Raw genomic sequence first — 25,132 nt, forward strand, 5'->3', positions numbered from 1 at the left:
ACTCGTGTGCCCACTTTACCGATACATCGTGACACAGCCGGCAAACGCATGAACCCGCATTGCCAAGCCTGACAGGTAGGATGCAGGAAGTACCAAAAGGAGAACAATCATGGACCAAGATATCGACCGTAACGCCGTCAAACAAACCGTTCCCACCGACCCGAAAACTGGCAAGCCCTATATCAATACTGTGGCCGCCGTGGCCATTGCACCGAGCGGCACCGGCTCGGAGCTGAGCGAATATGTCGCGCAAGCCATCGATGTCATCCGAGAATCCGGACTGCCCAACGAGACCAACGCGATGTTCACCAACATCGAGGGCAATCTTGATGACGTGCTCAAGACGGTGCGCGACGCAACCATGGTGCTTGCCGAGCAGGGCTATCGTACCGGTTTGACGTTGAAGCTTGACATTCGCCCCGGTTTTTCAGGTCAAATCAAAGAGAAGCAACAGCTTGTTGACGAAATCCTGAGTCAAACGAAATAACCGCCAGTTTGCGGCGAAATAAGCCACAGTGTAAACTGTGATTACAAGTCTTGATTTCGTCCTTGAAGAGGTATAACTTAAAAGTATGTTGACAATGAAAGATGTCGCGGAGAGAGCTGGGGTTTCAATTTCCACTGTCTCCTTGGTGCTCAATAATCGAGACGCCGGGCGAGTAAAACCAAAAATCGCCACAAAGGTGCGCCAGATTGCAGACGAGCTGGGCTACAAGCCCAATCCGATGGCACGAAGCCTGCGTACCAGCAAGACCGGCATCCTAGGATTCATTGCCGAAGATATCTACGACATCCCCTATACCGCGCAGACCCTGCAGGGCGCGCAGGACGCGGCCAGCCATTACGGCTACATCATTCTTTTTGTTGATACGGACGGTTCCGCAAGTCAGGCCGAGCAAATCAACGTGCTTCAGCGCTACGGCATGGATGGATTCCTTTATTCCAAACCCTCGAGCCAAGTCACCGAGGTGCCGGAAGACCTCGTGCACTCCCCGCTGGTGCTCATCTCCACCAACACCGTCGACAACCGCTTCCCCATCGTCGAACCGGACGAATTCGCCATCGGCTACGATGCCACCAAGAGACTGATCGACGCCGGAGCAAAGAAAATCGCCTACATCGGTAACAGTGAGCCAACCATCGCCCAGGCCACACGCATCGAGGGCTACCGCAGGGCCATCAAAGAGGCCAAAATCCCCTTCGACAAGAACCTCGTGGTCAACGTCTCGCAGGACGGCGAAGCTCTGGGCCGTGTCTCGGAACTTTTCGACAAGGAAAAGCCAGACGCTTTCTTCTGCTACGGCGATTCGCGCGCCTGGTACATCTACGAATGCGCCGCCCGCCGCGGCCTCACGGTAGGCAAAGACATCTCCGTGGTTGGCGTGGGCGACAGCAGCAACATCGCCGACACCTTCTCCCCCAAGCTCACCACCATCGCCATGCCCTATTACGAAATGGGCTATTGGGCGGTGTGCAAGCTGGTCTCGCTGATCGAGAAGCGCTCGCTGGGCAACGATCCGTTCCCCAAGAACCTCATCGACCTGCCGCCGATCAATTCCGCAATTCCCGCCTGCATCCACTGCCAATTAATCGAGAACGATTCGGTGGTTAGCGCAGACAAAGACTGAGCGTTGACAAGTCCGGCTTGATTCCGAATTGTTTGCTTTTCTCCGGCATACGGCTTCTTCGCCATGTGCCGGTTTTGTTTTTCTCAAACCCTACCAAGATTTCCTGCCCGGAATCCAACACCGTCGGACAGGAAACCCAAATGGATACCAACACGGCAACAAACTTAAACCAACCTCCGTGTCAGCACCCTTCTACTCTAATAAAACCGATATGAAATACAAATTTCTGGGCACAGTACAACTTTCTCATTGACTCAACACACGAGAAATTCAAAGGTGAACGAGCAGAAAACCGACGCCAAACTCGCAAAGTTATTGTCGCAACAACGCCGAATCCCTGGTGATTCCCTCAACCGTCCGGCTAATAACCCCATCCCGATCCATAGGGGATAATCGTTCGGCAGTCTCCGGCAAAGCCACACGCAGGCCGTGAACGGCATCCTGCACAATGCTTTCGCTCTTCGCCGATGGAATTCCCAGACGAATACCTTCTGCCACTACGGTTTCGGGGAACATCTGCCGCATATCGTAAGTCTTGCCAATCTTCATAGAAGACAGCGGTACGGCACCATCCTTGAGAAATGGTGCGACGGAAAGCACATCATACATTGGAGCCAGCTGCACCGAATCTCTTTCAAGCAATAACGAATAGTTTTTCGCATGAGCATCTGTATTGAGCAATGCGATATTTACACTCAGCGCACGCAGAAAATCAGCCGCCACCTGTTGTGCATATTCCGGCGTCACCCGGGTCCGCAACAACTGCGCTACCTGCCCTACGCCAGGGCCACCGTCGTTACGCTGATATTTTTTGGAAGGAGAAACGGACATCGCTTGGCACAAGTCCTCTTGATGCAATCTCGACCACGTGCCATCAATGTTACGTTTTCGATCATATCTTGTCGAAACCAAAGCCCGTACATCACCGTCAGGCGACTGCCACAAATCAGTCTTTGCAGCAGGAATGCCAGCGCTCTCAACCACCTTCTGGCAGAAGAACTCGACGATATCCATATCAGGTAGCATCATATCGGAGGCTAGCAATGGCTTGAAAATATGGGTGGTTGGCACGCCTCGTTCAGGAATGCACCACCTACCATCATCGGTACGCGTCACGGCAACCTTGGCTTGCGCACCAGCAAGGCTCATACGCTGCTTGTTGGAAACTCGAGCTCCATGCTCATACATGGTTATCGTGTTTTTCAATAATTGGGACAGCTGCGTATCATCCATCGCCTGTATTGGACGAGTCCGGTTAGCCTGCGCATCTTCAGAGACTCCGCCAGGCTCTACTATCTGCAACGCACCTGCAACATCATGGCCAACATATTGCAATAACGAAAACGGCGACGAAGCCGAAACCTGATACGTCGAAGCCATCGATGCCAAAGCCTCAGAGTTATCGGGAAGCAAGCCCTGCAGAAAAGGAAGAACGGACCTGTTGCCATAACTTTTTTTCGTCAACGGCATCGACAACGAGAGCGGAGTCGCCCTGGAAGATGTGCGGTATCGTTCCTCGTAATCAAAGGTCAAGCGCCCCTCGGTCGACATGGCAAGCGAGCCGACAAACGTACCATCCATATAGACATCAAGTGTACGTTTCGCCATCAGTTGACCTTCTCCCCCTAGGCTTAGCCTGAAACCCGGGACGCTCTTTCACTTCCAGTTGTAGACCGAGTATGGAAAACACCTGGAGCACCTTGTAGACGTCAAATGAAGGTTTACCTGTCTCGACCTGGGCGATCCAACTCCGTGAGACTCCTGACTGATCCGCAAGCTGCTGTTGGGTAAGGCCGATGTCCTCACGCCGTTTCTTAACAGCCAAACCCATATCCAGCATCGTTCTGACTCGCATACCAGCTCGACCACCTTATCTTTTGTTCACGTTCGTGAACAAATTACATTGTACACGTTCGTGAACAACTATCAAACCCAAGCGCACGTGTGCTTCTGGACTATCAGCGGTTACTAAGCCGTTGCCTTGGTTTTGACGCCGCCGAAACGACGGTCACGGTGGACGTAGTGGTCGATGGAACGCCAGAGGGCCTCGCGGCCATAATCCGGGAACAGTTCGGGAGCAAAATCAAGCTCGGCGTAGGCGGCTTCCCACGGCAGGAAGTTCGAGGTGCGCTGCTCGCCAGACGTACGAATCACTAGATCGCAATCGGGGATATCCGGGTTGTAAAGATGGTCGGCAATCATCGATTCGGTGACGCGGTCACCGCTGATCTTGCCGTCACGCACTTCCTTGGCGATGGCCGCCGCGGCATCGGCAATCTCGGAACGGCCGCCGTAGTTGATGCAGAAAACCACGTCGATGGTCGAGTTGTGCTTGGTGCGCTCCATGGCGACCTCGAGCTCGTCGATAACCGATTTCCAAAGCCGCGGACGGCGGCCGGACCAGCGCACGCGCACACCCCACTCGTCCATCTGGGCCACGCGACGATGAATGATGTCACGCGAGAAGCCCATCAGGAAACGCACCTCCTGGGGGCTGCGTTTCCAGTTTTCCGTGGAAAAAGTATAAAGGCTCAGATATCGCACTCCTGCTTCGATGGCACCGGCGATGGTGTCGAAAACGACCGGTTCGGCCGCCTGGTGGCCATGCGTGCGAGTCAAGCCACGCTGTTGAGCCCAGCGCCCATTGCCGTCCATGATGACACCGACATGGCGAGGAACCTTGTTTTTCGGGTAGTCAGGAATAATCGAGGGGTCGGAAAAAGGCGCTGCCGGAACGTCTAGCGACTGGTAATCCACGTGTTCAAAAGCCATAGTTAAAAATCTAGCAATTTCAGCGAGCGAAGGGGACGTTCCAGGTAATATTCTCCCCATTCTTCAACAAATCGACGAATTTCGGCTTTGAGCGGGGCCTGATCGAGCACACTCCAGTCACCTTCGACCAATGCTTCCATCTGCTCGCGCCCGTCAAGATCGATGCGCCGCGAGTCCGGAGTGTGGTCGGTGGAACAGAGGACACCGCCGGCGGCCACGGAGAAATAATCGAGATCATCGCGTTTGCCGCATACCGCACAAGACGCGAGTCGTGGCGTCCAGCCAGCCTGCGCAAGTGCCCGCATCACATAGGAATCGCTAATCGCTCCAGCGGGGTGACGCGCTCGGGCAAGCGCTGCCAAGGCTGAAATCAGGAGCATATATTGGTTTCTGGCAGGCTCATGTTCTGTAGAAATGAGCTTGTCTACTGTTTCGGCGATGACATTGGCGGCAGTGTAAGCGTCATAGTCCACGCAAATGCGGGCGGCGTAGGAGGAAATCGAAGCGGCCTGCGAAATCACATCGAGCGAACGACCTTCGGCGACGAGCAGATCGTCTCGCATGAACGGCTCAAGTCTGCCTCCAAAACGTGATTTGGTGCGGCGCACGCCTTTGGCGACCGCCCGCACCTTGCCGTGACTTTTGGTCATCAGCGTGACAATGCGGTCCGCCTCTCCCAGTTTGACGGTTTTCAGTACCACGCCTTCATCCCGATACAACGCCACTGAAAACCACCTCCTCGGGTTCGACTCTCGATATTTTCAGATGTTTCCAGCCTATACGCCGCACGAACCTGCGTTTTCTAGAAGATGAACAAGCCCCAGAAGGCAAAGAACAGCAGGACACTGAACATGGCCGCAGCGACCAGCCAGAAGAAGACTCGGCCAAAACGCTTTGAGGCGAAAACGGGCTCGCGACCGCTGACCACATCCTGGATGGCACCTTTCCGAGGCGGAATCTGCGCCAATCCGCGCCCTTGGGCCACTTCGATGCACCGGGCAAGGATGCGGGCCCAAGCCCACACCACCAAGGTGGAGACCACCTGGATGACCGGCCAGCTCCAGTACATCATGCCTGGATCCTCAGTGGGTGCACCACCCCAGCCAAGCTTGACCACAGCCATGATGACCTGCCCGAGGCCTGTGGCGAAGAGCACGAATGTCGCCAACGTCGTAAGAGTGATGGCAAAGAGCTCTCCGCCGAATCCGCGCATGAAACCGAACACCTTGTTATGGTTGCCGCGAATCATACGCAATGCCTTAATCACACAGCCAATCAACGCCATCAGGAAGGCCGCAAGCAGCAGAACCACCATACCGACATTGACAATGGCACCATAAATGGTGAGGTTGCGGTCCGCCTTGAGTTCCCGTGGCACAGCGATGGACTGCCGGATGGTGGTGCCGGCGACTGGTTCGCTCGTCTGCTTCAGCCCTGCTACGGTGCCCGTTGCCCAAGAGATGACATCGTTCTCATAATCGTCGGCGAACGGCGTTCCAGTGTCAGCCTCATCGCCGAGGCGCAAGACATGGTTCGCCACGGAATAGCTGCGTACCGTTACGTTCTGGTTGCCTGCTCGGTGGGCCGAATAAAGAATGTGTTCGAGGCCTTCGACCTGCGCGGTGAGCACGTCCTTGGATCCGTAGACCACCATGGTCGGTACGGAGTAAGCCTGCGGCAAATCCATCGGGAAGTCAAGATTGTGAAGCCCCATCATCTCCGTGTCGGTATGGAACAGCCTGCGGACGATGGACTGATAGCCGTTGTTCGCACCAACCAGCGAAAAATCCTGTCCGACAAAGAATCCCAGCGATTGCCGAGGGCCGTAGACCATCGGACTCAGGAGCAGCTGGAAGGCGATATGCTTGTCGTATTTGATGACGTATGGCGAAATCCAAGTACTCTCAGAGGTGGCATAAAGGCCGACTTTGTCCGGATCGACATTGCGTTGCGTGCGCAGGTAATTGACCACCTGGTCATACGCTTTGGCGCTTCCTGGATAATCTCGAGTCAGGTCGCTGGTCGACCAGACCGGCTTGTCGAGCACGGCCGTGACGAATCCCGCAGACGAAAGGTCCTGGGCCACATCGCCGAAGCTGTTTTCGGCGGTACCGTAGCCTGCTCCATGCATGAAGACCACACCCGGATGCTTCGCGTTTGTGCCGGCAGAATCCTGAGGCTGGCGAATCAGGACATTGATATGCTGTATCTCCCCTGTAGCCGGCCGTTTGATATCCAGCTTGACCGTGCGCGCAACAACCTTGAAACTTCCCTTTTGAGCCAGGGGCACGCCTTGCGGATTGTCGAACGTTACGGCGGTGTTGGGCGAAAGCGTGGCGATTGATTGCTCGGTCGGATCACGTTTCCATGGCACGCTGGTCAGGTTGGAAACCGTGACCAGAATGCCTAAAAGAACAATGAAAATAGGAATGGTGACCAGCAGACGACGTCCAAGGCTCCATGCCGTCTTGGACTTGTCGGTTCGAGACGGATCATTGCCGTTTGCGGCATTGCCGCTCAAGGCGCTGTCGTTCAAACTGGCGTCAACAGACGAAACCCGCTCGTTGTGAGCGGGAATATCGTTGTGATTAGACAGTGGATGTAACACGGTACTCATATTAGACAAAGACGGCGTCTGGCACGCCTTCTGCCAGAAAAATCACTCGCCGGTCTTCGGGCTATCAGTGCCGGAAACATTGAAATCAGGGAAGGAAAGGCTAGGGATGTCCACATCGTCGCTGTCACCGAGGCTGTTATCACCAGCGGTAGCGGCATGGTTATCATTCGAGGCGAACAACGTCTGAGTAGCTGCGTCCGTGTTCGCATCCGCGGACGCGTCGGCTGATGAAGCAGCTGACGGTTCCGGTGCCTGAGGCGGAGTACTCAACGCCGATATCGTCGGCGACGGTGGCGCGAACGAAACAGTCTGATTCGAGCTCGGCTCAGTTGTCGAGGTATGTGCCATACTCGCCAAAGCGGCCAATGACGAGTCGCCATTAGTATCCGTCGTGCTGCCGAAGTTCGTAGTCTCTGCAGAAGAATTCTGTGAAGTGGCCGTTTCGCCTGGAACAACAGCGTTATCGGGAAGGTCCGGAATCACCGGTGTAGCGGTATCTGCTGCAGTTACATTGAAATCGAACGAAGCAGGCGAAGACGTGTCAATGCCGAAATTCTGCCCCGTCTGAGAGGACATATCAAAAGGCGACGAGGAGGCTTGCGTAGCCTGATACGAAGCTTCGGGCTGAGGGGCGGGAACCGTAGGCGTGGCGAATGCAGCCGTAGCATTCTCGTCAATCAGAGGGCTGACGCCGGCAGCTCCCATCGTTTCAGAAGTCATAGAATCCTGCGCCTGCAACGGCGTTACCGGCATGCTTACCTGGTCGACAGACACGGATGCCGCACCATTCATCTCAGCGTAATCACTGACTCGCGCATAGGATTCAATGCGGCTCAGCAGCTGCACGCACGCGTCCAGGAAGTAATCGACCTGACGTTCGTCATAGCCGCGATGCCCTTTGCGCTGAGTGAAAATGACATTGGCAACACTGCTGGAATTGAGATCGGCAAGGTTGCGGGCCTCTCGCTTTTGCTCATCGGCTTGATGCCCAAATCATCGGACGTGCGCGTAACAATCTGGTCAATCAGCCGATCGACCTGCTTCATGTCGTAAGCGGGACGCTTTTTCTCCGCGCGAATAAAACGTTCTTTGTGAGCACGCTGTGCGTGGTCGCTCACCATCTTATAAATCTGTTGGGTCTGGGCCTGCCAAGTCACTTGACCGTTGCTCGCAATCTCACGAGCGGCGTTCTTGTCGACCACCGCATGCTCGAGGCGCGCCAAAGCGGCATCCACCTCGGCGATGACGTAACCACCTTTGGCGAACGTGAACGAGGCACTCTGAATGTCCTGCTGCGTCAGCGATCCGTCATTCCTGTCATACTTTTCGTGCGCGCTCTCGAGAAAATCATCAACCTGATCAACGTCATAACCCCATTTACGCTTTCCCGCGTACTCGATCCCTGTCGAGCTCTGTCTGTTATCGGATTTTCCAGCCATCAGTCGTGCCTCCTGAGGTGTTATCTGCAATGTGGCTAGTATACGTGAGCGTTACGACGCGGCAAAAGGAAGGAAATACCCCGCAAAACCACACTTATCAGCGCAGGTTCAAGTCTGAAAACGGAAGCTATACACCCAAGAAATCTACTCGATATACACAATCAACTCGGCAAGCCGGCTTCGATCAACGGCTCTCACTTCAACCCATCACTATTCGAGTATCCACTGGTTAATCAACTATCAGAAGCATCCTTGCATTCTTGCTATTACTTCCCTCGAACGCCCGATCAAACCCGTTTCGCACCGCACCTTTTAAGATTGACTATTTCACCATCGAGCCGTTTCCGGTCACACGACTTGGTCATTCTCTTCTTTTGAGATCGGTTTCTTCGTCGTTCACGGGAGACTGCGGCTCTTGCCGAATATTCCGGCCAGAATTCCCGGCATCCTGCGGACCGGATTTCACCTCGACGCGCTCCTGCGTCCGAGCCTCCTTGATATCACGCAAGATATCAGGAAGTGGTTGTCGTATTTGGCGGCCAATACCCGCAGCCATCCGACTACTACCTTCACACAACGCCAGAGCATACGAAGTGTCCGAACCGCCCGGCCCGGGCCCTCGATCGGCACCAATCTCTGTGCCACCGGCGGCGCGGCACCAGTTTTGCGCAGGCGCCTGTTCTCCTCGTTCAGCCGGTCTGCCTCTTCAAGCCATGCCAACTCCGGAGCCACCAACGCCAACGCCTTATCACGCCTCGCCTCATTGTGTCCGGCATGTTTCGCCAGACGCACTGCCCGCTTGTAACGCCTCGAAGCCTCACGCACTCGCGCTCTCACCTCGCGCGACACCGCACACCGGCTCTGTACACAGGTACGCGGTAACGCCACTCCATCACCGTTCCACGCTCTACGGAACAGGCCGCCACCTTCGGCCACCACATTCCATAACACCGAATCCCGTCCACGATCCCGCACTGCCAGAAAGAGAAAATCACGCGTCCAGACCGGACGCTTCCGCATCACCATGAACGGCGTACGAATCACCGTCCCGTCCGCCGTTACTTCCTCGCCGCCCAACTCGCACAATGAAGTCGACACCGACACCACCACACCACGCGGATCGACATCCTCACCCGGAAAATCTGCGCCACGCGCCGCGAAAAATCTCGCTACCTCGTCCAAACGAAACAAAAAACTAAACGGAGGACGAATCAAAAGCCAAAGAAAACCCAACGAGATCGCAACGCCACAAAGGAAACCCCACAAATCCGTCCACGAAAACACAAACGTACCCTGGTATAAATCCTTCACGATGTAATAAATTTCACCTGGTATTATCCATCCTGTACACAGCACACCACCAGCACCTAGCTTGCGCATGTATCGGTCGTTCTCCGCGTGGAACATCTGTTTGAATCCGTCGAATCCGATCTCGAACCGGAACGGCCCCAACAGCGTCGATGGAGAGTCCGAAACCGGTCCATCCGACAAAAGACTTCCACTCATAACCGTTCTCCTCCATGCAAGAGACCGTCAGGACCATTCCTAGACTCGTTATCCATACCTTCACCTCTCCTTGAAGGTTTTCGAACTCGACAATGAAACAGTCTTTGCATCATAAAGCAACACAAATTATCGTTACCGAACGATATTACACGTATGGAAGATTGACTTTAAAATACTGCCCCTTGTTCTGGCCGCACTGTCAAACAACCGCGACCAACACTCCGATGGGCAAGCGTTGCGCTAAACTAGTCACATTAACGGGCGATTAGCTCAGCTGGTTAGAGCGCCACCTTTACACGGTGGATGTCGGGGGTTCGAATCCCTCATCGCCCACTAGGACTTCCATAGTCCAGAAACGTTGAAATTCCAAGGTTTTCAACCTATTTACTTCTCTCTGATGCCGCCTAAAAACCGAAATCAGACACAAATCAGGCACACTTTTCGGCAAGCTCCTTTTCCGGAAACACCGGAACACCATCGATTTCCTGCTGCTCGACATCTATCGAGGCGTCTATCATGCGGGCCACGTCGTCCAGATCGGAGTCGAAAAGGTCGGCGTAGACGTCGAGTGTCATGGACGCCGAAGCATGACCCAGCATCCTCTGCAGGGCTTTCACGTTCGCACCTGCATGCACGGCTATCGACGCCGCGGTGTGGCGAAGGTCGTGGGGCGAAGGCATGTCCTCGGGCCGGTATCCGAGACGTTTGAGGGCGGAGATGTACCAGGTGCGATTGCTCTTCAGATTGGCGACCGATTGTGGCCGTATCGTCCTGCCCGAGGGGTCAAGGAACACATGCTCGTCCCTTGCTTTTCCACTGCAGACCCCGTCCAGTGTATTCTCGACGATTCTCGGCATCGGGACATCACGCATCTCACCGTTCTTCGGCGTGCCCTCCACACCTTTACCTTCGACCATGACAACGTTGTGCCTGACCTTGATGCGATGGTCAGAGAAGTCCACATCCCTCACCCGGAGGCCTGCGGCCTCGCCCCAGCGCAGCCCGCAGAATCCGAGCAGGAGTATGAGCGCCCGTCGTTCGTCGCCTTTTTCCTGGGCATTACCACATTCGTCCGCGAAAGCGATGAGCTGGGATATCGTCAGATAGACGCGACGCTGTTTCCTTCTCGGCTTCCTCGGCACCTTGACCGCGGTCAACGGGCTTTTCGCGATGCGCTTGTCCTGGACGGCCAGTTCGACGATGCCCTTCAGTATTCCATAGGCTTTGTTGACGGTGCTGGCGCTGCGTTGCTTGCTGAGTGCTGACACCCATTGCTGCACGCCGCTGCGTGTCACATCGGATATTCTGACCCCGGCCCATTCGGGCTCCACATGGGTCCGCCAGGAGATGCCGACGGTGCTCGCCCACGAGGGCTTCCAGAGCGGGCTCCGCTCCGCATACCATGTTTGGTAAAGCTCCCCAACGGTTATCTTTCCTTTTCCGGGGTCGACATAGGTGTCGTTGGCGAGCGCGTCGGTCACATGGTCTGCAGCCCAGAGCTCGGCGTCCCGTTTTCTTTGAAAACCGCTCTTCCGCCCCATCGAATGGTCAGGTTTTCGATACCGAACAGAATATCGCCTGCCTTTTGCCGTATCGTACGGCTCAATACTGGTCATTGCTTTTTCCTTTTCTTAACCAACGGCAATATGGAGTCTTTTATTCTTCTTTGACTTCATAGGTGGCCCTGAAGCCGGAATTTCCGTTATAGGACCATGTCACCTCGAGATTTCCCCAAGAATCGTGCTGCGAACCGTCCAGTCCTGAAGTCTGTTCCATTTTGGATAGAATCCCACTGGGCACATGCAGTTGCTGATTGACGCATTGCTGAGTCTTCATCCCCTCGTACATGTTGCTTTCCGGTATGAACATGCTAAGGCTGCGGCCGTCGCTTCCTGCGGTCAACTCGGTTTCTTCATCACCAATTATGCATTCGTTGCCTATTTTCTTGAAGTCAGGCAATTTTGCTTTTTCGGCCGCGACGGCATCATTCTGCTTGGCCACCTTGTAAGCGGCAATACCGCCCAACGTGCCCACTCCCGCTATTGCACCTATAACGATACCCGTTACAAGACCGGTCCAGAAACGTCCATCTTTAAAAATGGTTTTCTGACGTGCCGAGGTGGGAGCGGGATGTTTCCGATGCTCATTTCTCGTTGCCCTTGAGACGACTGTTGCGACGCTACGAACGTAGACGACATAGCCTCCGGCTGGCTTCCAGCCGCATTTTGCGAAATCTCGCTTTGAAATTCCGGCACGGCATCTTGATCACTGACAGCCCTTGTGCTCTCTTGAGCACGAACACCTGTCCCCTCGAATTCCGCTAAACCTGTCGAAGGGTCTTTTAAAGCCTCATCATGCAGCTGAGTCTCATCGTTTTCTTCTGTCATTTTTCTCTTCTTTGATATTCTTTTAATCTACTAAATTATTTTGGTAAAAATTCGGTATAGTATCGTGCAACCAGCAGCGATATGCCAGAATCAGGTCGGGCGTAACGCCGAGTTCGCTGGCAATCCACGACGGATTGTCACAGCACCGCTCTGCATTCATGTAGTCGGCTTGATCTATGAGCATTCTTGCTGCTTCGATGTCGGCACGAAGCTCCGCCGCGTCATGACCATTGCGACAACCACAGTCGCCATGCCTGGCATGGCTGAGCTCGTGGGCGAGCACGCATTTATGCTGTACGTCGGTGAGCCTGTCAGACAGGTAGATAGCGTCGCGTTCGATGTCGTAGGCGCCTTTGAACCCGTCTTCCATTGGCAGCACATAGACCTTGGCCCAGTTGCGGGCGAACAGTTCAAGGTCTGTGTTCACGGCATCTCCTCCATCGCCTGCTGCTCGGCATCAATATCACCTTGTTTCGCCGCGAGGCCCAAATCACTGGCATGAAGAGCACGATAACGATTCTCTTCCGTTGGCACGTCAGCAACAATCTTCGAACCTGTATCGGAATCTTTAGACGCACACATAAGTTCGAGACCATCTTCGTACCCGAGATGCGGAGCAAGAGCATCCAGCTCATCAATCGTCCAAGATTTAAGACCTTTAATCCTCAGAGACGCATACGACTGCGCCCTGTTGATAATTGCCCCTACATCTTCCTGCGTGAGATGATGTACTTCTATCTGTTCATAAACAAAAGCGGCAACGTTCTTCGCCGTGTGACCTATTTCAGACAATTCACTATTTCGAACCATGCATAAATAATATCTCATTTGAGTTCTTTCGCAACATGCCCATTACAAAATTTATCTCATTTGAGTTGACAAACCCAAAAAAGAGCGTAGATTAGCAATTAGCTCATTTGAGATAAAGGAGGTGAAATGAAAGACAGTCAAAAATATCTATCCCAAACAATTAACGGCTTACTCGCTTCCTCGGGTAAAACCCGCGATGACTTAGCAAAATATCTGGGAATCCAACGTCGTGTCCTATATCAGCGACTCTCCAACAAACAATCCTGGACTGTCGAAGAACTCGACAAAATCGCCTTGTTCTTCGGTTACGACGACGCCTATGCACTTTCCGCTCTTGCTTCCGCTCAGAAGCAAGTCGACCGAAAACTCTCAACCACTCAAGCCGCATAAAAATGCCGCAGTCACAGCTGCGGCAAATCGACACAGAAAGAATCACAAACCATGTCAAAGAGCATTCTAGCAAAAGGAGGAACCGATGGCACGCACGTTGGAGGACGACGAAATCCTGACCAGCCAGCAGGCCGCGGACACCCTCAAAGTGACAAGGAACTATCTCAGCCAACTCAGGTTCCAAGGCGAGGGACCAGTATTCATCCAATGCGGGAGACGGACAATCCGCTACTGGAAGAGCGACATACAGAAATGGCTCAGCCAAAACCTGCACCAAGGCACAGCCGAATACCACACCTGAAACGGCAAACCATTGCGCTCATCTGCCTTGCAGGCGGCTCCATAAGCGCCGCGGCCATGTGCGTGAGCGTCACATGGCTGGTCGCAGGCCTCGCCGGCGGACAACTGGGGATTCTCCAACTGCTGGCCGTGCTCGTCACCATCCCCCTGACCGCGTTCCTGCTATGCCGCTGGGACGAACTCGCCACCCACGAGGACTGGCACGACAAGCGCATCAGCTCATTGGAGACCACCTGCATCGCACTGGCCGACGCCAACGCACAACTTCAGGAAAAACTCGACGAGACCTCGAGGGGAGGCGAAGAAGATGACCAGTGAATTCAGGTTCGTCGTCCCTGGGCCGCCGCAGTCAAAGGGTCGGCCACGGGTCTACCGGAACCCCGGCGGCAGGGGCGTGCACGGCGTCACGCCGAAGAAGACGAAGGACGCCGAGAACCGCGTCTACAGCACGTTCATCGCCAAGTACCCCGACGCACAGCCGTTCACCGGCGACGTCGAGGTCGCGTTGAGCTTCTGGATGCCCGACCGTTCGGGCAAGGACTGGGACAATCTCGCGAAACTGGCAACCGACGCGCTCAACGGCGTCGCCTACCTCGATGACAAGCAGATCATGCACGCCACCGTGCGCAAGATTCTTCCCGACAAAAGGGTTCAGGGCAAACGCGGCATGCGCAACCGGAAGGCCGGCGACCCTCTCACCCACGACGGCGTCCCCTACCAGGCGCACACGCACATCCACATCGCGGAAATCAGCAGCATCGGAAAGGAACAGGAACAATGAGCAAGAAAATAACGGTGTCGCTGGAGGTGTTCCAGGAAGTACCGAAGTATGCGGAACCGAAGCCGACGACGGTGACGGTCCAGATCAATCCCCTAGAGGCATGGCCGAACTGCCTGCGGGTGGCCCTGCTCCATCTTGCCGAGGAGAACGCCATGTTCGGCGACTATACGACGTTCGAGGAGTTCAAACGGCAGATGGAGACGCTGCGCCCGTTCGAGCAGATGGCTTCGGACTGGCCCGACCAACTCGACAAGCACGGTGACCCGTGGAAAATCGTCGCCTACTGCACCGCCGGGCCGAAGGCAGTCGTGGATGAGCCTCCCTACTCGTCGTGCCCGCGATGCGGAACGTTCCTGTGGGGCAAGCCGAGCGGTCTGAACAAGCCGCTGCTGCTCGACCAGTACAACCACGACCCGACGCCGGTGTTCTGCATGAAATGCGGGCAACGGTTCAAATACGACGGCCCCGAACTCGCCTACGCGGCCGTAGCCAATTCGAAGAAATGGTCGGAACGCATCAAACGCGAGCTCGGGGCGACGCAGCCGAAACTGGCGACGGTGGACTGATGGCCGACCTCAACCACTACATCCCCAGATGCAGGATATGCGGCCCGCTGCACGCGCCATGCCACATCGAGACGGCCATGCAGATCTGCGCGGCCCACCGCATCAGCCACCCCAACCACCGCCCGCAATGGGTGCCCATCAAAAGCCAAAAAGACAACAGCAAGGAACAGACAAAATGACAGCAACCACAATCGACAGGAATCCCGCCCTCCAAGAGCAAACCCAGCCCGACCCCACCGAACAGCAGAGCATCGACGAGGGCAGGACGAAACTGCTGACGGCACAGGCGAAGAAGATCGTCAGCCTGCAGGAGGAGATCGAGGAACGCCAGCAGTGGGTCGACCGGCTGAAACAGGACATCCTCGACACCCACGAGCCCGGCACCTACCAGGCCGGAGACCTCAAGGTACAGATACGCGAAGGCTCGAAGCGCCTGAACGCCAGCAGGTTCAAGAAAGAGTATCCGGCCGAGGACCATCCGGAACTCTACAAGATCGCCCCGGACTCCACGGAAGCACGCAAGAAGCTCGGCGAGGACGCTTTGGCCGGCCTGTTCGACCAGGGCAAGAGCACGGTGGTCATCAAATGAAACAGCTTGACAAGGAAAAAATAGTCGAAATCGCAAACTCGGCAATTGACTCATACGATTTCAGCTCCGTTGACGAATTGGCAATCATCCGTACCGAAGACCTTCGCAACCTATGTCTGAATATTGCAGACAACATTCTCAAAGCCGAAAGTGAGGCAGCCAAATGATCCGGCAATTGAAAAGCGACATCGAGAAGACCATCGGCCATGAAATCCAGAAGCACGACCTGAACCTCACCGACGACCTGTACATCATCAAAAGCGACGAGCTCGACCAGTTGTGCCGTGAAGCCGCACAGCAGATCCTGAAGCAGGAAGGGGAGTCTGAAGCATGAGCAACATCACCGACGGAGGGTTCAGAATCACCCGTGACAAAGCCAGTGACTCCCCGGCAACGGCATCGGATTCAAGCTGGAAATAGTCCAAGCCGACAGCGTGACCAGAACCCGCATCAGCAAAACGGACGTGGAGTACATCCGCCGCGAGGCAGGACGAGCGTTGAAGGAGCTGAAACATGAGCAAGACAAACGGTAGCACCGTAAACCCAGTACTCGCCGTCACCAAAGCCCGACAGCAGGAAGCACAGCCTCCGAAACAGGAGCAGCCGACCTTCGGCGACGACACCGTACTGTGGCCGAGAATCCGCACGGTCATCGAGAACTCCATCGCCAACAACCCGCGCAGCCTGCAGAAGACCATCGGCCCCAGCGAACTCGGCACCGACAGCCTCCACACCCTCGCTGCCAAGCTCGCCGGATGGCCCCACCCCGAACAGCCAAACTGGGGCGCGTTCGTCGGCACATCCGTCCACGCCCAGCTCCAACGCGAGTTCGACGCCCTCAACGAAACCCACGATTCCGAAACCATCGCCATGCTCAACCGCATGTTCGGAGACAGAATTCGCGGACACCGCCGCTTCGAGACCGAGAAAAGCGTCACCGTCGGCCATCTGGAAGGCCTCTACGGCGGATACGACGTGACAGGCAGCATCGACCTCTACATCCCGGGCTGCGCGACCATCATCGACTGGAAGAACGTCGGCACCACCACTGCCAAAAACGTCAAGGCCAACGGCGTCAGCCAGCAATACCGCGTCCAGGTCTCGCTCTACGGGCTCGGCATACGCAACTCCGACCTGCCAATCGAATGGGTCAGCGACATCTTCCTGCCCCGCACCGGACTCAGCCTCAACGACACCATCCCCAGACGATGGCCGTTCGACCCCAAACCCGGCCAATGGGCACTCGCCAGGGCGCAACTGCTCGTCAATTTGATGGACGTCATCGAACAGGCCGACGGCGCGGAGATGCGAGACGCATGGATCTCATTGCTGCCCGAAAGCCCGACGCACGACTTCAACGACGGCACATGGCCCGACAGTGACCAGCTCGGCCTCGGCATCGACGAGAAACCCAGGCCAGAAGTCCCCGAGAAGTGGAAACAGCTGATCCCGCTTCTCGAACCTACCTATTCACCCCAGCAAACCAACAACCAATAAGGAGAACATCAATGTTCGGAAACAACAACCAGGCACAGAACCAGTACGGGCAGCAGCCACAATACGGCGGCAACGGCGCATGGCAGCAGCAGGGCCAGCCACGCCAACAGCCGCAAGCCCAAACACAGGGAAGCCAGCTCAGCGGTTTGGACGACCTGCTCTCCGGCAGCGGAGCCAAGGCCTTCTTCGGCCGCGACAGCCAGCCCGGCAGTTCGGTCACCGGAACCCTGGAACTCATCGAGACCCAGCAGATGCGCGACTTCAATACCCAGCAGCCCGCCTTCTGGAACGACGGCAAGCCACAGCAGGAAATCCACATGGTCATTCAGACCACCCTGCGCGACGACGAGGATGACGACGGGCGCCGCAGCCTGTACGTGAAAGGCTGGGGAATCCAGCTGAAGGCGTTCCGCGAGGCCATGCGCAACGCGGGAATCAAGAAGGCGCCCAAACCTGGCGACACCATCACCGAAACCTATAAAGGGGCCGACCCGCAAAGCAAGAACCCCGCCATGCCGGCCAAACTCTACAGCTTCATCATCCAGCCTGCCAACAGCGCCGACAGCCTCCTCAACCCACAGCAAACCCAATCAGCACAGAACCAGCAGACCGGCTACACGCCGCAACAGCAGCAAGGCCAGTTTCAGCAGGCCAACACGGTTCCGCGGGCGCAAGGCCAGCAATACCAGCCGCAGCCACAGCAGCCCGCGACACCGCCGATGCAATCCGGCCCCCAAGTCAACCTGCAGCAACTGCAACAGCTCCAAGCCTTAGGCAAGAGCCAGCAGGAGATCGCCGCGCTCACCGGACTGCCCGAAACCACTGTCGCAAACGCCCTGCAGCCAAACCATGGCAGCGAGGACGACGTGGCAGGCAACTTCTAGAACGACATAATCTAAACCCCTCGAATTCGAGTCGTTTAAAAACAGGAAAGTAGCGTGAGGAACCGTGAGGAAAACTGTGAGGACACCAAACCCCCTGAAATCAAAAGGAAACAGGACGATTCGCATCAGTTTCCCTCACGCTTTTTCCTCACGCTACCAATTATTAATCAACACGTACTCCCGTAAATACCGTAAGAAGTGTGAGGACACATTGAAACCTGTTGTAATCATTGACCTTAGAGCCTCACACTTTTCCGTGAGGAAAGCGTGAGAACCGTGAACTATTCCCTTTACTCTCATTCCTGCTCGAAAATTCCCAATGGCCCCCAACACGTTTCCGACCTGCTGCTGAACATGAAAATCTCCAGATTCGAAAACACGTCGAACACGTTCATCGACCGCACCGGCCAGATCGTCGAAATCCCGAGAAACACATGGGGTAAAAACCCCACACCATACGCCGACGACGGATATGCCAAAGCGTTATGGGACTATCGCAACGATTCGCTGCTGCTCGGCGACGACGACCACACCCTCTATGTTCGTGATGTCGACCAGACCGGCAACAACCAGCTACTCGACACCTGGCACGCAATCACCAGCCTCGAAGCCGAATACCACGTCAAAAGCAACAAAGCCTACCTACCCTGGAACCAGCAGCTCGTCGTCGAATGCCGCAAACTCGACAAACGCGTCCGCCACGGCATCAAATTCCAGGACACCGCCTTCAAACGAGAAGCCAACGGCATCGTCCGCTACCACCAAGGCGACACCATGTTCGACCAGCCATACGAGCTGACCATCGACCAACGATTCGACACCCAACTCGCCACGCAGGCCGTCAAATACATGCGCGATGTTACCGAAGACGAGCACTCGGCCATGAACCTTGCCAGAATGTTCGCCACACCTCTGCTCGAACCCTACAAGCACCTCACCTACGTCATGTATGGCGACGGAGGCAACGGTAAAGGCATATTATTGAGCACACTCAGCTCAACCTTCCCCGGATTGGCCGTCGCTGTGGACTCGCAGAAAATACTCGGCGGACGACGTGGATCCGGAGGATTCGACACCCAGCAGGAGACCGGCAAACTCATCGGAGCGTTATGGGCTTACGACGAGGATGCCGACACCATCGGCATCGATCAGCTCACCTACCTGAAGAAAATCAGCACAGGCGACAGCGTCACCGCCCGAAGGATCGGAGAGAACGCCGTCAGCTTCTCACCCAAATGCACATTCATCATCGCCACCAACAACCCCGTCATCACCACCATGACAGCCGCAAGCGCCAGACGATTCGCCTATATTCGCATGAAAGACGGCAGAAAACCAAGCGACTTCCAAGAACTTCTTAAGTTCCGGACGGAGAACGGAGCTGCCCCGTTCATCATGGCCAGCTGCAAACTCTGGGAGAACCACGGCGAAAACCCATTCGACGACGTGAGCGTTGGCAGCGCCTCCGACGTCACCGACGTAGAGCAATCCATCATCAACACAATTTGCGCCAACGGATACGCGCCGACCAGCATGCTGGAAGGCATGAAACGCTACGAGCAACGAGATCTATTAGCCCGATTCGGACTCGTTCGCGGAGGAAGCAAATGGGTCAAAGAGGAAGGAAAAACCATGCGAGTTCTCAACGTGAAAGACGAGACACGTTTCGCCCCCTACCGTAAAGCCTACGAGCATGACCGCGAACAGCTCGCCAAACAGATTGACGACACTCCCAACATTCCCAAACCTATCGAGGCTGACCCACTGCCGTTGCCCAACGAATTCGGATTCCCCTGCGACTTCGTCCCAGCCGAACAGAAAGTAGCCAAAAACTGGAAACGGCACGCCGAAGACCAAAACCTTGATACCCACATCCGACCCACAACGGAATCCTATGCGGTCGTTCCCAACCTCGGCATGGCCATCATCGACATGGACAAATGCAAGGACAACAAGACCGCCGACGGCTGGACCGTCCTCAACCAGCAGATCGGCGAATACGGCAGCCAGGACTTCCCCTCGACCTATCTCGTCGGCACGCCATCCGGAGGTGTCCATGCCTACTACGCCCTACCCGCCCAGCTCATGGGCACGCTGAAAAACTCGGTGCATTCCAACGGCATCCCCGTCGACATCAGATGCGAGCGCAAAGGCTACGTCATCGGCCCCGGCAGCCACACCCAAAACGGCGACTACCAGCTCCTCGACATGCCTAAAGGCCAAGTGCCGGTCATGCCAGACAAGATGGCCCAATGGCTTCAGGACAACGGCTACGTCGAGGGCTTTGGCGAGAAGCCGCGAACGGTCGCATCGGCAAAACGTGCGGATGTCTCGTTGTCGTCGCTTGACGCGTTGCTGGCGGAGCCTGTCGGCAGCGGTCGGAACGGGAAGCCTGACATGTCGCCGATACCCGAGGGCCAGCGCAACCAGACGCTGCACGACTGGGCCTACGGACGTTTGTTGAATCATCCGGAGAATCGGCAGAACATTCGTTCGGATTTCTTCCAGCGTGGCCGCGCCAGCGGTTTGAAGGATGACGAGCTGGTTACGACTTGGAATTCCATCGAACGGCAACTGGGAGGCAACTGAAATGATCGACGCTGCATGCCGACTACCAGAACACGCTCATCTCGGCCATCTCTACCGCTGCCCTGACTGCGGGCAATGGTGGCAGGTCGATATCGCGCCCGACCGCGAGTTCCATCTCATCTGGAGACCAGTCAGCAAGTTCGAGATGTTCTTCGACCATCATCGTCAGTACAGGCATTGGAAATCAACACAGAAAGCAGAAAGAAAATGACAGACAAGAACCTAATCATCAGCCAACAGCTCGCGCTGACCATCCTCAACGAGATCAACCAAGCCCGAACAGACATGGACACGCTCCGCGACCACATCCTGCTGACCGACAAGGGCAACCCCGACGAATGGAATCAGGCTGCGCAACACCTCGGACAGGCATCGGCGATACTCAAGAACCTCCGTCTCATGCTGGACGGCAACGACTTCATCGACCCGCCCGAACCCGGCTATTTTGTCACTCAGGATTACGTGGCCTGCGATCTGTGCGGACAACATTGTTCCTCCTGCGAAATGCAGCGATGCACCATCATCCACGGCGACAAGCCCGTCTACGTGACTTCCGTCTGCCCGCAATGCATCAAACGCTTCGGCTTCGAACCAGTCCAATGCGTCAACGCCAAAGCATGGCAGCAATACGCGGACGAGATAGAACGCAAACACTGGGAGGGACGCGACCGTGCCTCGTGAATCCAAGCCGTCTTGGCTGCGCATCCTCTGCCCGTCAGGCAACCTTGCCAAACTCGAAGCGCAACGGTGCGAAGGATGCGGACGATGGATTGTCAGTTGCAGGCAGGGCGTGTGGGAGTCATGGGATCCCGGCATCATCACTGGCGACAATCTCACCATCGCCATCATCCTCGAACGCCCCCTCACCTGCATCAAATGGATACCGGGACTGCGACAGGCTCAGCTCGAGGATGTGTGCGGACGATACGGCATCACACCAGACGGCCAATACCTCAGCCTCCACGACTGCCGGCTCGCACCCATCAGCACAGCACCATTCAAACCGCCACGCCAGTCACGCAAACCCGGCAAACCATTCCCCACCAACATCAAGCTCACGGAACAGGAGATCAAAACATTCGAGAAAATCTGGCACACGCCACTTAGCGAATTGAAACCGCAGGAATAGCAAAGCCCCACCACGACGGCAGGGCCCTGACCAGCATCACCATTCTACCGTCGCCAAAGGAAACCTGCACCATGAACACCTGCCAGCACTGCCACAAACCAACCGACCCCCAACACACCCTCTGCGAAAACTGCGAACTCCGCTTCGCCATCCTCCTCTACCAGACCGCCAGCGACCTCCGCCCGCTCCACGACTCCCTCGACGCCACACTCCACCCAGGCGGACACCAACCCGGCCGCACCATTCTCGCCACGCCTCCCACACCAATCAGGCTCGAGGTCCTCGACCTGCTCGACCTCATCGACAGCATCACCGGCGAACTCCACCGCATCCTCCTCGGAGAACCCCAGCCGCTCCCCCTGTTCGATATGCTCTGCGACTGTGCAGCAGCGGACAGACTGGCCACGTTCCGCGACTGTGGCATGTACATGAGCCAATACGAACGTCTCGCCAGAAAAGCGGACAATATTCTCGACCCTCCTGAGGAACGACGCGAGATCGGCACCTGCACCAACCCGCTGTGCGGCATCATGCTCACCGCCGGAAGCCGCGACCAATGGGTCACCTGCCCAGTCTGCGGCATCGAGCAACGTGTCCTCACCGTCAAACTCAAACGCCTCGAGACGCTCTGTTTCGACCAGTCCAAAACCGGCACCGCTTCGGAAATCAGCAAGGCATTCACCGACAGCGGCATCACCATGCGACGCAACCTCATCAACCTCTGGGCCAGCCGAGGCAAAATCAAGCCCCAAACCATTCGGGACGGTAAACCCGAATACGCCTACTGCGACATCTACCGGCTGAAAATCGCGGGAGCCGCTTGACAAAATCAAAAGTGAAACCGATAATTGTCAGTGGATTATTGGGTCGAAGCCAGCAGGTTTCGACCCTTTCTCATATCCACAGCATTCTTGCCGGCGGTCTGTCAACATGGTTCAAATAGCGGTTCCAAAGCATGCAGGCTTCCGGCATTCCAACACCTCCACGCCATGAAAGGCCTTTCGGAAGGAGGCCGCTCATGGCACAGCACAAGCACCACAACGTCACCCAAGCCGAACAGGACAGGATACGCGAACTCCACGCACAGGGCAAAAGCCTCAACAGCATCGCCAAGACGCTTCACCGGTCCAACAGCACCGTCAAGAAATACGCCGACCTGATGGGCCTGTCCTTCGACCGTGGGGCCACCATGAACGCGACCAAAGCCAAGTCGGCGGACGCGGCGGCGAAACGAGCCGACCTGAAGAACCGGCTGCTGGACGAGGCGGCCCTGCTGCTCGAGGATCTGCACAAGCCTTATCCGGTGTACTCGTTCACCCAGTCCGGCAAGTATCTGGAACACGAGATGAAGAAGCCTTCGGCCGATGTCATCCGCAACCTCATGACCAGCGTGGGCATCGCCCTGCAACGGTCGATTGATTTGGAACGGGTTGATCAGCAGTCGGAAGCTTCAACGACGGTTATCGATGATTATCTTAAAACATTAGGAATCGATTTTTAGATTTGCCATTTATCGAGATGCTTTATCTTGATGAACCCCCAAGTAACCATGAGCGCTGAAATTATCAGTGGCATAATCACTTGTGCTGTTGATCCTACATTTACTGCTTCATTTACTGCTTTAACGAATTCGGCTACGAACGTTCCAGCTAGAATTCCATCAGAACCCCAAGATAAACAATAATCGTATTTTTACATTCATAATCCCCTGCTAAACTTAGCAACACCGTAATACCGAGATTAATTATCAAGCCCCACGGGTTATAAAAAGAAATGACTAATGCGGCAATAATCGAAATAATAAAAACGAACCGTATAAGTTTCTTTTGTTTTCTACTATATTTGAACTTCTTTAGTTTTAGTTTCATAATCGCTCTCCTTACTATAAAATAAATTATAGGAAGCCACAATGCCATCATTGGAACCCCTCACCGGTAAAGCCAAGACCGCCATCCAAATCCCCGAGTGGGCGAAGATCGTCGCTTTCGACGGAGCGGTGCGAAGCGGCAAGACGGTCGGCGACCTGCTCTACTGGATTCACTACTGCCTGCACGGACCGCAGGGGCTGCTGCTCATCGGCGGACGTACGGAGCGTACCGTCGCCAACAATCTCATACACCCGCTCATCGAATGGTTCGGCCCCAAGAGCATCCGATACACCCGTGCGACGGGCATGTGCTCGATATTCGGCCGCGAATGCCTGATCGTCGGTTTCAACGACGCTCAAGCGCAGACCAAGATACAGGGTCTCACGCTGGCTGGCGCATTGCTTGATGAGGCTGCGGTCATTCCAGAGTCCGCGTTCACGATGCTGGTCAGCCGTCTCAGCATTCCGGGAGCACGGTTGTTCCTGACCTGCAACCCCGAAGGGCCCGAGCATTGGCTGAAGCGCAAGTGGCTCGACCGTGCCAGACTGTGGGTCGACAAGAACGGCGTCGAACACCATAACGATTTCAACAAGGCGTTGAACCTGTACCGAGTCACGTTCGTTCTCGAAGACAACACGTGGCTGGTCAGGCACAACCCCCAGTACATCGAGGAGCTGAAGCGCCAGTATACGGGCCTCTGGTATCGGCGCATGATCGAGTCGGAATGGGTCGCGGCAGAAGGCTCCGTCTACCCCATGTGGGACCCCGGCAAGCACGTCATCGACTGGCATGACCTGCCGCAGATGAGCCGTATCCTCGCGGTCGGCTGCGACTACGGCACCACCAACGCCTCGACCGGCATCATGCTCGGCCTCCACGCCAACCACGACCAGTACGGTCGGATAACCGGCCACGACCTGTACGCCATCGACGAGTTCCGCTACGACAGCCGCGCTGGAAACCCGCGCATCACCGACGGCGAGCTCAGCCGACGCTTCCGCACATGGCTCAACACCCCGCACCTCCCCTATGAGACCGCGTTGCAGCCCGAATGGATATTCGTGGACCCCGCCGCAGCATCATGGAAGGTGCAGCTCGCACAGGACGGCATACAGAATCTCGGCGACGGCGAGAACAACGTCAGCTACGGCATCAGCAAGGTCGCCAACCTCCTCGACACCGGCAAGCTCCACATCAGCAGCAAATGCAAAGGCCTCATCGAGGAGTTCCCCGGCTACTGCTGGGACCCCAAAGCATCCGACGAAGGCATCGACAAGCCCATCAAACAGGCCGACCATTCGCTCGACGGACTCCGCTACGCCATAGCCAGCACCGAAACCGAATGGCAGCCACTCTTGAACATGTGAAACCCTGAAGGAG

32 protein-coding genes and 1 tRNA gene are annotated in these 25,132 nt (G+C 55.8%); 20 read left to right on the forward strand and 13 right to left on the reverse strand.

Going from position 1 to position 25,132, the window contains the following annotated elements; all coding sequences use genetic code 11:
- The first annotated feature begins 109 nt into the window (after positions 1 to 109).
- Both OZX57_RS06305 and OZX57_RS06310 read left to right on the forward strand, forming a co-directional pair.
- Entirely contained in the window at positions 110 to 487 is a 378-nt protein-coding gene (locus OZX57_RS06305) for a thiamine-binding protein (RefSeq protein ID WP_277161843.1), read from the forward strand.
- A gap of 85 nt (positions 488 to 572) precedes the next feature.
- Positions 573 to 1,628, forward strand: a complete 1,056-nt coding sequence (locus tag OZX57_RS06310) for a LacI family DNA-binding transcriptional regulator (protein ID WP_277161844.1) — start codon at positions 573 to 575, stop codon at positions 1,626 to 1,628.
- A gap of 312 nt (positions 1,629 to 1,940) precedes the next feature.
- Here the strand turns inward: OZX57_RS06310 and OZX57_RS06315 are convergent, their stop codons facing one another.
- From OZX57_RS06315 to OZX57_RS06345, 7 genes are all read right to left on the reverse strand, one after another.
- A complete protein-coding gene (locus tag OZX57_RS06315) occupies positions 1,941 to 3,236 on the reverse strand; it encodes a HipA domain-containing protein (protein ID WP_277161845.1) in 1,296 nt (431 codons plus the stop codon).
- A gap of 360 nt (positions 3,237 to 3,596) precedes the next feature.
- Positions 3,597 to 4,400, reverse strand: a complete 804-nt coding sequence (locus tag OZX57_RS06320) for an isoprenyl transferase (RefSeq protein WP_277161846.1) — start codon at positions 4,398 to 4,400, stop codon at positions 3,597 to 3,599.
- Between the two features lie 2 nt (positions 4,401 to 4,402).
- Positions 4,403 to 5,125: a DNA repair protein RecO gene (recO, locus tag OZX57_RS06325; protein WP_277161847.1), complete on the reverse strand. Its 723-nt coding sequence runs from the start codon at positions 5,123 to 5,125 to the stop codon at positions 4,403 to 4,405.
- Between the two features lie 77 nt (positions 5,126 to 5,202).
- Positions 5,203 to 7,017, reverse strand: a complete 1,815-nt coding sequence (locus tag OZX57_RS06330; RefSeq protein WP_277161848.1) for an alpha/beta hydrolase — start codon at positions 7,015 to 7,017, stop codon at positions 5,203 to 5,205.
- A 42-nt stretch (positions 7,018 to 7,059) separates the two neighbouring features.
- Positions 7,060 to 7,863, reverse strand: a complete 804-nt coding sequence (locus tag OZX57_RS06335) for a hypothetical protein (protein ID WP_277161849.1) — start codon at positions 7,861 to 7,863, stop codon at positions 7,060 to 7,062.
- Positions 7,851 to 8,456, reverse strand: coding sequence for a DivIVA domain-containing protein (locus OZX57_RS06340; RefSeq protein ID WP_277161850.1), 606 nt, complete (start codon positions 8,454 to 8,456; stop codon positions 7,851 to 7,853). Before OZX57_RS06340 ends, OZX57_RS06335 begins: the two co-directional genes overlap by 13 nt.
- A gap of 462 nt (positions 8,457 to 8,918) precedes the next feature.
- On the reverse strand, positions 8,919 to 9,638 hold the full coding sequence (locus tag OZX57_RS06345; protein ID WP_277161851.1) for a hypothetical protein: 720 nt from the start codon (positions 9,636 to 9,638) through the stop codon (positions 8,919 to 8,921).
- Between the two features lie 583 nt (positions 9,639 to 10,221).
- On the opposite strand from OZX57_RS06345, the gene OZX57_RS06350 reads away from it, so the two are divergent.
- Positions 10,222 to 10,295: transfer RNA gene (locus OZX57_RS06350), tRNA-Val, on the forward strand.
- A gap of 95 nt (positions 10,296 to 10,390) precedes the next feature.
- Here OZX57_RS06350 and OZX57_RS06355 read toward each other — a convergent pair.
- The 5 genes from OZX57_RS06355 to OZX57_RS06375 form a co-directional block, all read right to left on the reverse strand.
- Positions 10,391 to 11,443: a site-specific integrase gene (locus OZX57_RS06355; RefSeq protein WP_348637167.1), complete on the reverse strand. Its 1,053-nt coding sequence runs from the start codon at positions 11,441 to 11,443 to the stop codon at positions 10,391 to 10,393.
- A 175-nt stretch (positions 11,444 to 11,618) separates the two neighbouring features.
- Positions 11,619 to 11,987 carry a hypothetical protein gene (locus tag OZX57_RS06360; protein WP_277161853.1) on the reverse strand — a complete coding sequence of 123 codons (369 nt, stop codon included), beginning with the start codon at positions 11,985 to 11,987 and terminating at the stop codon, positions 11,619 to 11,621.
- Between the two features lie 38 nt (positions 11,988 to 12,025).
- Positions 12,026 to 12,349 (reverse strand): hypothetical protein, encoded by a 324-nt coding sequence (locus OZX57_RS06365; protein ID WP_277161854.1) that lies wholly within the window; start codon positions 12,347 to 12,349, stop codon positions 12,026 to 12,028.
- 22 nt (positions 12,350 to 12,371) lie between these two features.
- Positions 12,372 to 12,776: an ImmA/IrrE family metallo-endopeptidase gene (locus tag OZX57_RS06370; protein WP_277161855.1), complete on the reverse strand. Its 405-nt coding sequence runs from the start codon at positions 12,774 to 12,776 to the stop codon at positions 12,372 to 12,374.
- The gene (locus tag OZX57_RS06375) at positions 12,773 to 13,177 is read right to left on the reverse strand and encodes a hypothetical protein (RefSeq protein WP_277161856.1); all 405 of its coding nucleotides are present in this window, start codon (positions 13,175 to 13,177) and stop codon (positions 12,773 to 12,775) included. Before OZX57_RS06375 ends, OZX57_RS06370 begins: the two co-directional genes overlap by 4 nt.
- Positions 13,178 to 13,285: 108 nt before the next feature.
- Between OZX57_RS06375 and OZX57_RS06380 the strand changes: the two genes are divergently transcribed.
- The 12 genes from OZX57_RS06380 (at position 13,286) to OZX57_RS06435 (ending at position 20,755) form a co-directional block, all read left to right on the forward strand.
- Entirely contained in the window at positions 13,286 to 13,549 is a 264-nt protein-coding gene (locus tag OZX57_RS06380; RefSeq protein WP_277161857.1) for a helix-turn-helix transcriptional regulator, read from the forward strand.
- A gap of 85 nt (positions 13,550 to 13,634) precedes the next feature.
- Entirely contained in the window at positions 13,635 to 13,850 is a 216-nt protein-coding gene (locus OZX57_RS06385) for a helix-turn-helix domain-containing protein (RefSeq protein WP_277161858.1), read from the forward strand.
- Positions 13,851 to 13,906: 56 nt separating this feature from the next.
- The gene (locus OZX57_RS06390) at positions 13,907 to 14,167 is read left to right on the forward strand and encodes a hypothetical protein (protein WP_277161859.1); all 261 of its coding nucleotides are present in this window, start codon (positions 13,907 to 13,909) and stop codon (positions 14,165 to 14,167) included.
- Positions 14,157 to 14,630, forward strand: a complete 474-nt coding sequence (locus OZX57_RS06395) for a RusA family crossover junction endodeoxyribonuclease (RefSeq protein WP_277161860.1) — start codon at positions 14,157 to 14,159, stop codon at positions 14,628 to 14,630. The genes OZX57_RS06390 and OZX57_RS06395 overlap by 11 nt, the downstream gene beginning before the upstream one ends.
- Positions 14,631 to 14,656: 26 nt before the next feature.
- Positions 14,657 to 15,196 carry a hypothetical protein gene (locus OZX57_RS06400; RefSeq protein WP_277161861.1) on the forward strand — a complete coding sequence of 180 codons (540 nt, stop codon included), beginning with the start codon at positions 14,657 to 14,659 and terminating at the stop codon, positions 15,194 to 15,196.
- Complete coding sequence (locus OZX57_RS06405; RefSeq protein WP_277161862.1) at positions 15,196 to 15,375, forward strand: hypothetical protein; 180 nt, start codon at positions 15,196 to 15,198, stop codon at positions 15,373 to 15,375. Before OZX57_RS06400 ends, OZX57_RS06405 begins: the two co-directional genes overlap by 1 nt.
- Positions 15,372 to 15,785 (forward strand): hypothetical protein, encoded by a 414-nt coding sequence (locus tag OZX57_RS06410; protein WP_277161863.1) that lies wholly within the window; start codon positions 15,372 to 15,374, stop codon positions 15,783 to 15,785. The genes OZX57_RS06405 and OZX57_RS06410 overlap by 4 nt, the downstream gene beginning before the upstream one ends.
- Positions 15,782 to 15,952 (forward strand): hypothetical protein, encoded by a 171-nt coding sequence (locus OZX57_RS06415; protein ID WP_277161864.1) that lies wholly within the window; start codon positions 15,782 to 15,784, stop codon positions 15,950 to 15,952. Before OZX57_RS06410 ends, OZX57_RS06415 begins: the two co-directional genes overlap by 4 nt.
- On the forward strand, positions 15,949 to 16,119 hold the full coding sequence (locus OZX57_RS06420) for a hypothetical protein (protein ID WP_277161865.1): 171 nt from the start codon (positions 15,949 to 15,951) through the stop codon (positions 16,117 to 16,119). The genes OZX57_RS06415 and OZX57_RS06420 overlap by 4 nt, the downstream gene beginning before the upstream one ends.
- Positions 16,120 to 16,298: 179 nt before the next feature.
- On the forward strand, positions 16,299 to 17,282 hold the full coding sequence (locus tag OZX57_RS06425; protein WP_277161866.1) for a hypothetical protein: 984 nt from the start codon (positions 16,299 to 16,301) through the stop codon (positions 17,280 to 17,282).
- A gap of 11 nt (positions 17,283 to 17,293) precedes the next feature.
- Positions 17,294 to 18,166, forward strand: a complete 873-nt coding sequence (locus OZX57_RS06430) for a hypothetical protein (RefSeq protein ID WP_277161867.1) — start codon at positions 17,294 to 17,296, stop codon at positions 18,164 to 18,166.
- A 276-nt stretch (positions 18,167 to 18,442) separates the two neighbouring features.
- Entirely contained in the window at positions 18,443 to 20,755 is a 2,313-nt protein-coding gene (locus OZX57_RS06435; protein ID WP_277161868.1) for a bifunctional DNA primase/polymerase, read from the forward strand.
- 22 nt (positions 20,756 to 20,777) lie between these two features.
- On the opposite strand, the gene OZX57_RS06440 is transcribed toward OZX57_RS06435, so the two are convergent.
- A complete protein-coding gene (locus tag OZX57_RS06440; RefSeq protein WP_277161869.1) occupies positions 20,778 to 20,933 on the reverse strand; it encodes a hypothetical protein in 156 nt (51 codons plus the stop codon).
- A 29-nt stretch (positions 20,934 to 20,962) separates the two neighbouring features.
- Between OZX57_RS06440 and OZX57_RS06445 the strand changes: the two genes are divergently transcribed.
- The 5 genes from OZX57_RS06445 to OZX57_RS06465 all read left to right on the forward strand — a co-directional run bounded on the left by OZX57_RS06445 (position 20,963) and on the right by OZX57_RS06465 (position 25,119).
- On the forward strand, positions 20,963 to 21,436 hold the full coding sequence (locus OZX57_RS06445; RefSeq protein ID WP_277161870.1) for a hypothetical protein: 474 nt from the start codon (positions 20,963 to 20,965) through the stop codon (positions 21,434 to 21,436).
- Complete coding sequence (locus tag OZX57_RS06450) at positions 21,426 to 21,884, forward strand: hypothetical protein (RefSeq protein WP_277161871.1); 459 nt, start codon at positions 21,426 to 21,428, stop codon at positions 21,882 to 21,884. Before OZX57_RS06445 ends, OZX57_RS06450 begins: the two co-directional genes overlap by 11 nt.
- A gap of 71 nt (positions 21,885 to 21,955) precedes the next feature.
- Positions 21,956 to 22,708, forward strand: coding sequence for a hypothetical protein (locus OZX57_RS06455; protein ID WP_277161872.1), 753 nt, complete (start codon positions 21,956 to 21,958; stop codon positions 22,706 to 22,708).
- A 194-nt stretch (positions 22,709 to 22,902) separates the two neighbouring features.
- Positions 22,903 to 23,385 carry a helix-turn-helix domain-containing protein gene (locus OZX57_RS06460; RefSeq protein ID WP_277161873.1) on the forward strand — a complete coding sequence of 161 codons (483 nt, stop codon included), beginning with the start codon at positions 22,903 to 22,905 and terminating at the stop codon, positions 23,383 to 23,385.
- Positions 23,386 to 23,793: 408 nt separating this feature from the next.
- Positions 23,794 to 25,119: a phage terminase large subunit gene (locus OZX57_RS06465; RefSeq protein WP_277161874.1), complete on the forward strand. Its 1,326-nt coding sequence runs from the start codon at positions 23,794 to 23,796 to the stop codon at positions 25,117 to 25,119.
- Positions 25,120 to 25,132: the final 13 nt, after the last annotated feature.

This window comes from Bifidobacterium sp. ESL0682 (genome assembly GCF_029392815.1).
Taxonomy (GTDB): Bacteria; Actinomycetota; Actinomycetes; order Actinomycetales; family Bifidobacteriaceae; genus Bifidobacterium.

Excerpts from the sequence above, each read along its gene's own strand:
- OZX57_RS06305 (WP_277161843.1), top strand. The coding sequence starts at position 110 with ATGGACCAAGATATCGACCGTAACGCCGTCAAACAAACCGTTCCCACC.
- OZX57_RS06310 (WP_277161844.1), top strand. The coding sequence starts at position 573 with ATGTTGACAATGAAAGATGTCGCGGAGAGAGCTGGGGTTTCAATTTCC.
- OZX57_RS06315 (WP_277161845.1), bottom strand. The coding sequence starts at position 3,236 with ATGGCGAAACGTACACTTGATGTCTATATGGATGGTACGTTTGTCGGC.
- OZX57_RS06320 (WP_277161846.1), bottom strand. The coding sequence starts at position 4,400 with ATGGCTTTTGAACACGTGGATTACCAGTCGCTAGACGTTCCGGCAGCG.
- OZX57_RS06330 (WP_277161848.1), bottom strand. The coding sequence starts at position 7,017 with ATGAGTACCGTGTTACATCCACTGTCTAATCACAACGATATTCCCGCT.
- OZX57_RS06340 (WP_277161850.1), bottom strand. The coding sequence starts at position 8,456 with ATGGCTGGAAAATCCGATAACAGACAGAGCTCGACAGGGATCGAGTAC.
- OZX57_RS06365 (WP_277161854.1), bottom strand. The coding sequence starts at position 12,349 with ATGACAGAAGAAAACGATGAGACTCAGCTGCATGATGAGGCTTTAAAA.
- OZX57_RS06375 (WP_277161856.1), bottom strand. The coding sequence starts at position 13,177 with ATGAGATATTATTTATGCATGGTTCGAAATAGTGAATTGTCTGAAATA.
- OZX57_RS06380 (WP_277161857.1), top strand. The coding sequence starts at position 13,286 with ATGAAAGACAGTCAAAAATATCTATCCCAAACAATTAACGGCTTACTC.
- OZX57_RS06385 (WP_277161858.1), top strand. The coding sequence starts at position 13,635 with ATGGCACGCACGTTGGAGGACGACGAAATCCTGACCAGCCAGCAGGCC.
- OZX57_RS06390 (WP_277161859.1), top strand. The coding sequence starts at position 13,907 with ATGTGCGTGAGCGTCACATGGCTGGTCGCAGGCCTCGCCGGCGGACAA.
- OZX57_RS06395 (WP_277161860.1), top strand. The coding sequence starts at position 14,157 with ATGACCAGTGAATTCAGGTTCGTCGTCCCTGGGCCGCCGCAGTCAAAG.
- OZX57_RS06405 (WP_277161862.1), top strand. The coding sequence starts at position 15,196 with ATGGCCGACCTCAACCACTACATCCCCAGATGCAGGATATGCGGCCCG.
- OZX57_RS06410 (WP_277161863.1), top strand. The coding sequence starts at position 15,372 with ATGACAGCAACCACAATCGACAGGAATCCCGCCCTCCAAGAGCAAACC.
- OZX57_RS06415 (WP_277161864.1), top strand. The coding sequence starts at position 15,782 with ATGAAACAGCTTGACAAGGAAAAAATAGTCGAAATCGCAAACTCGGCA.
- OZX57_RS06420 (WP_277161865.1), top strand. The coding sequence starts at position 15,949 with ATGATCCGGCAATTGAAAAGCGACATCGAGAAGACCATCGGCCATGAA.
- OZX57_RS06425 (WP_277161866.1), top strand. The coding sequence starts at position 16,299 with ATGAGCAAGACAAACGGTAGCACCGTAAACCCAGTACTCGCCGTCACC.
- OZX57_RS06430 (WP_277161867.1), top strand. The coding sequence starts at position 17,294 with ATGTTCGGAAACAACAACCAGGCACAGAACCAGTACGGGCAGCAGCCA.
- OZX57_RS06440 (WP_277161869.1), bottom strand. The coding sequence starts at position 20,933 with ATGCCTGTACTGACGATGATGGTCGAAGAACATCTCGAACTTGCTGAC.
- OZX57_RS06445 (WP_277161870.1), top strand. The coding sequence starts at position 20,963 with ATGACAGACAAGAACCTAATCATCAGCCAACAGCTCGCGCTGACCATC.
- OZX57_RS06455 (WP_277161872.1), top strand. The coding sequence starts at position 21,956 with ATGAACACCTGCCAGCACTGCCACAAACCAACCGACCCCCAACACACC.
- OZX57_RS06460 (WP_277161873.1), top strand. The coding sequence starts at position 22,903 with ATGGCACAGCACAAGCACCACAACGTCACCCAAGCCGAACAGGACAGG.
- OZX57_RS06465 (WP_277161874.1), top strand. The coding sequence starts at position 23,794 with ATGCCATCATTGGAACCCCTCACCGGTAAAGCCAAGACCGCCATCCAA.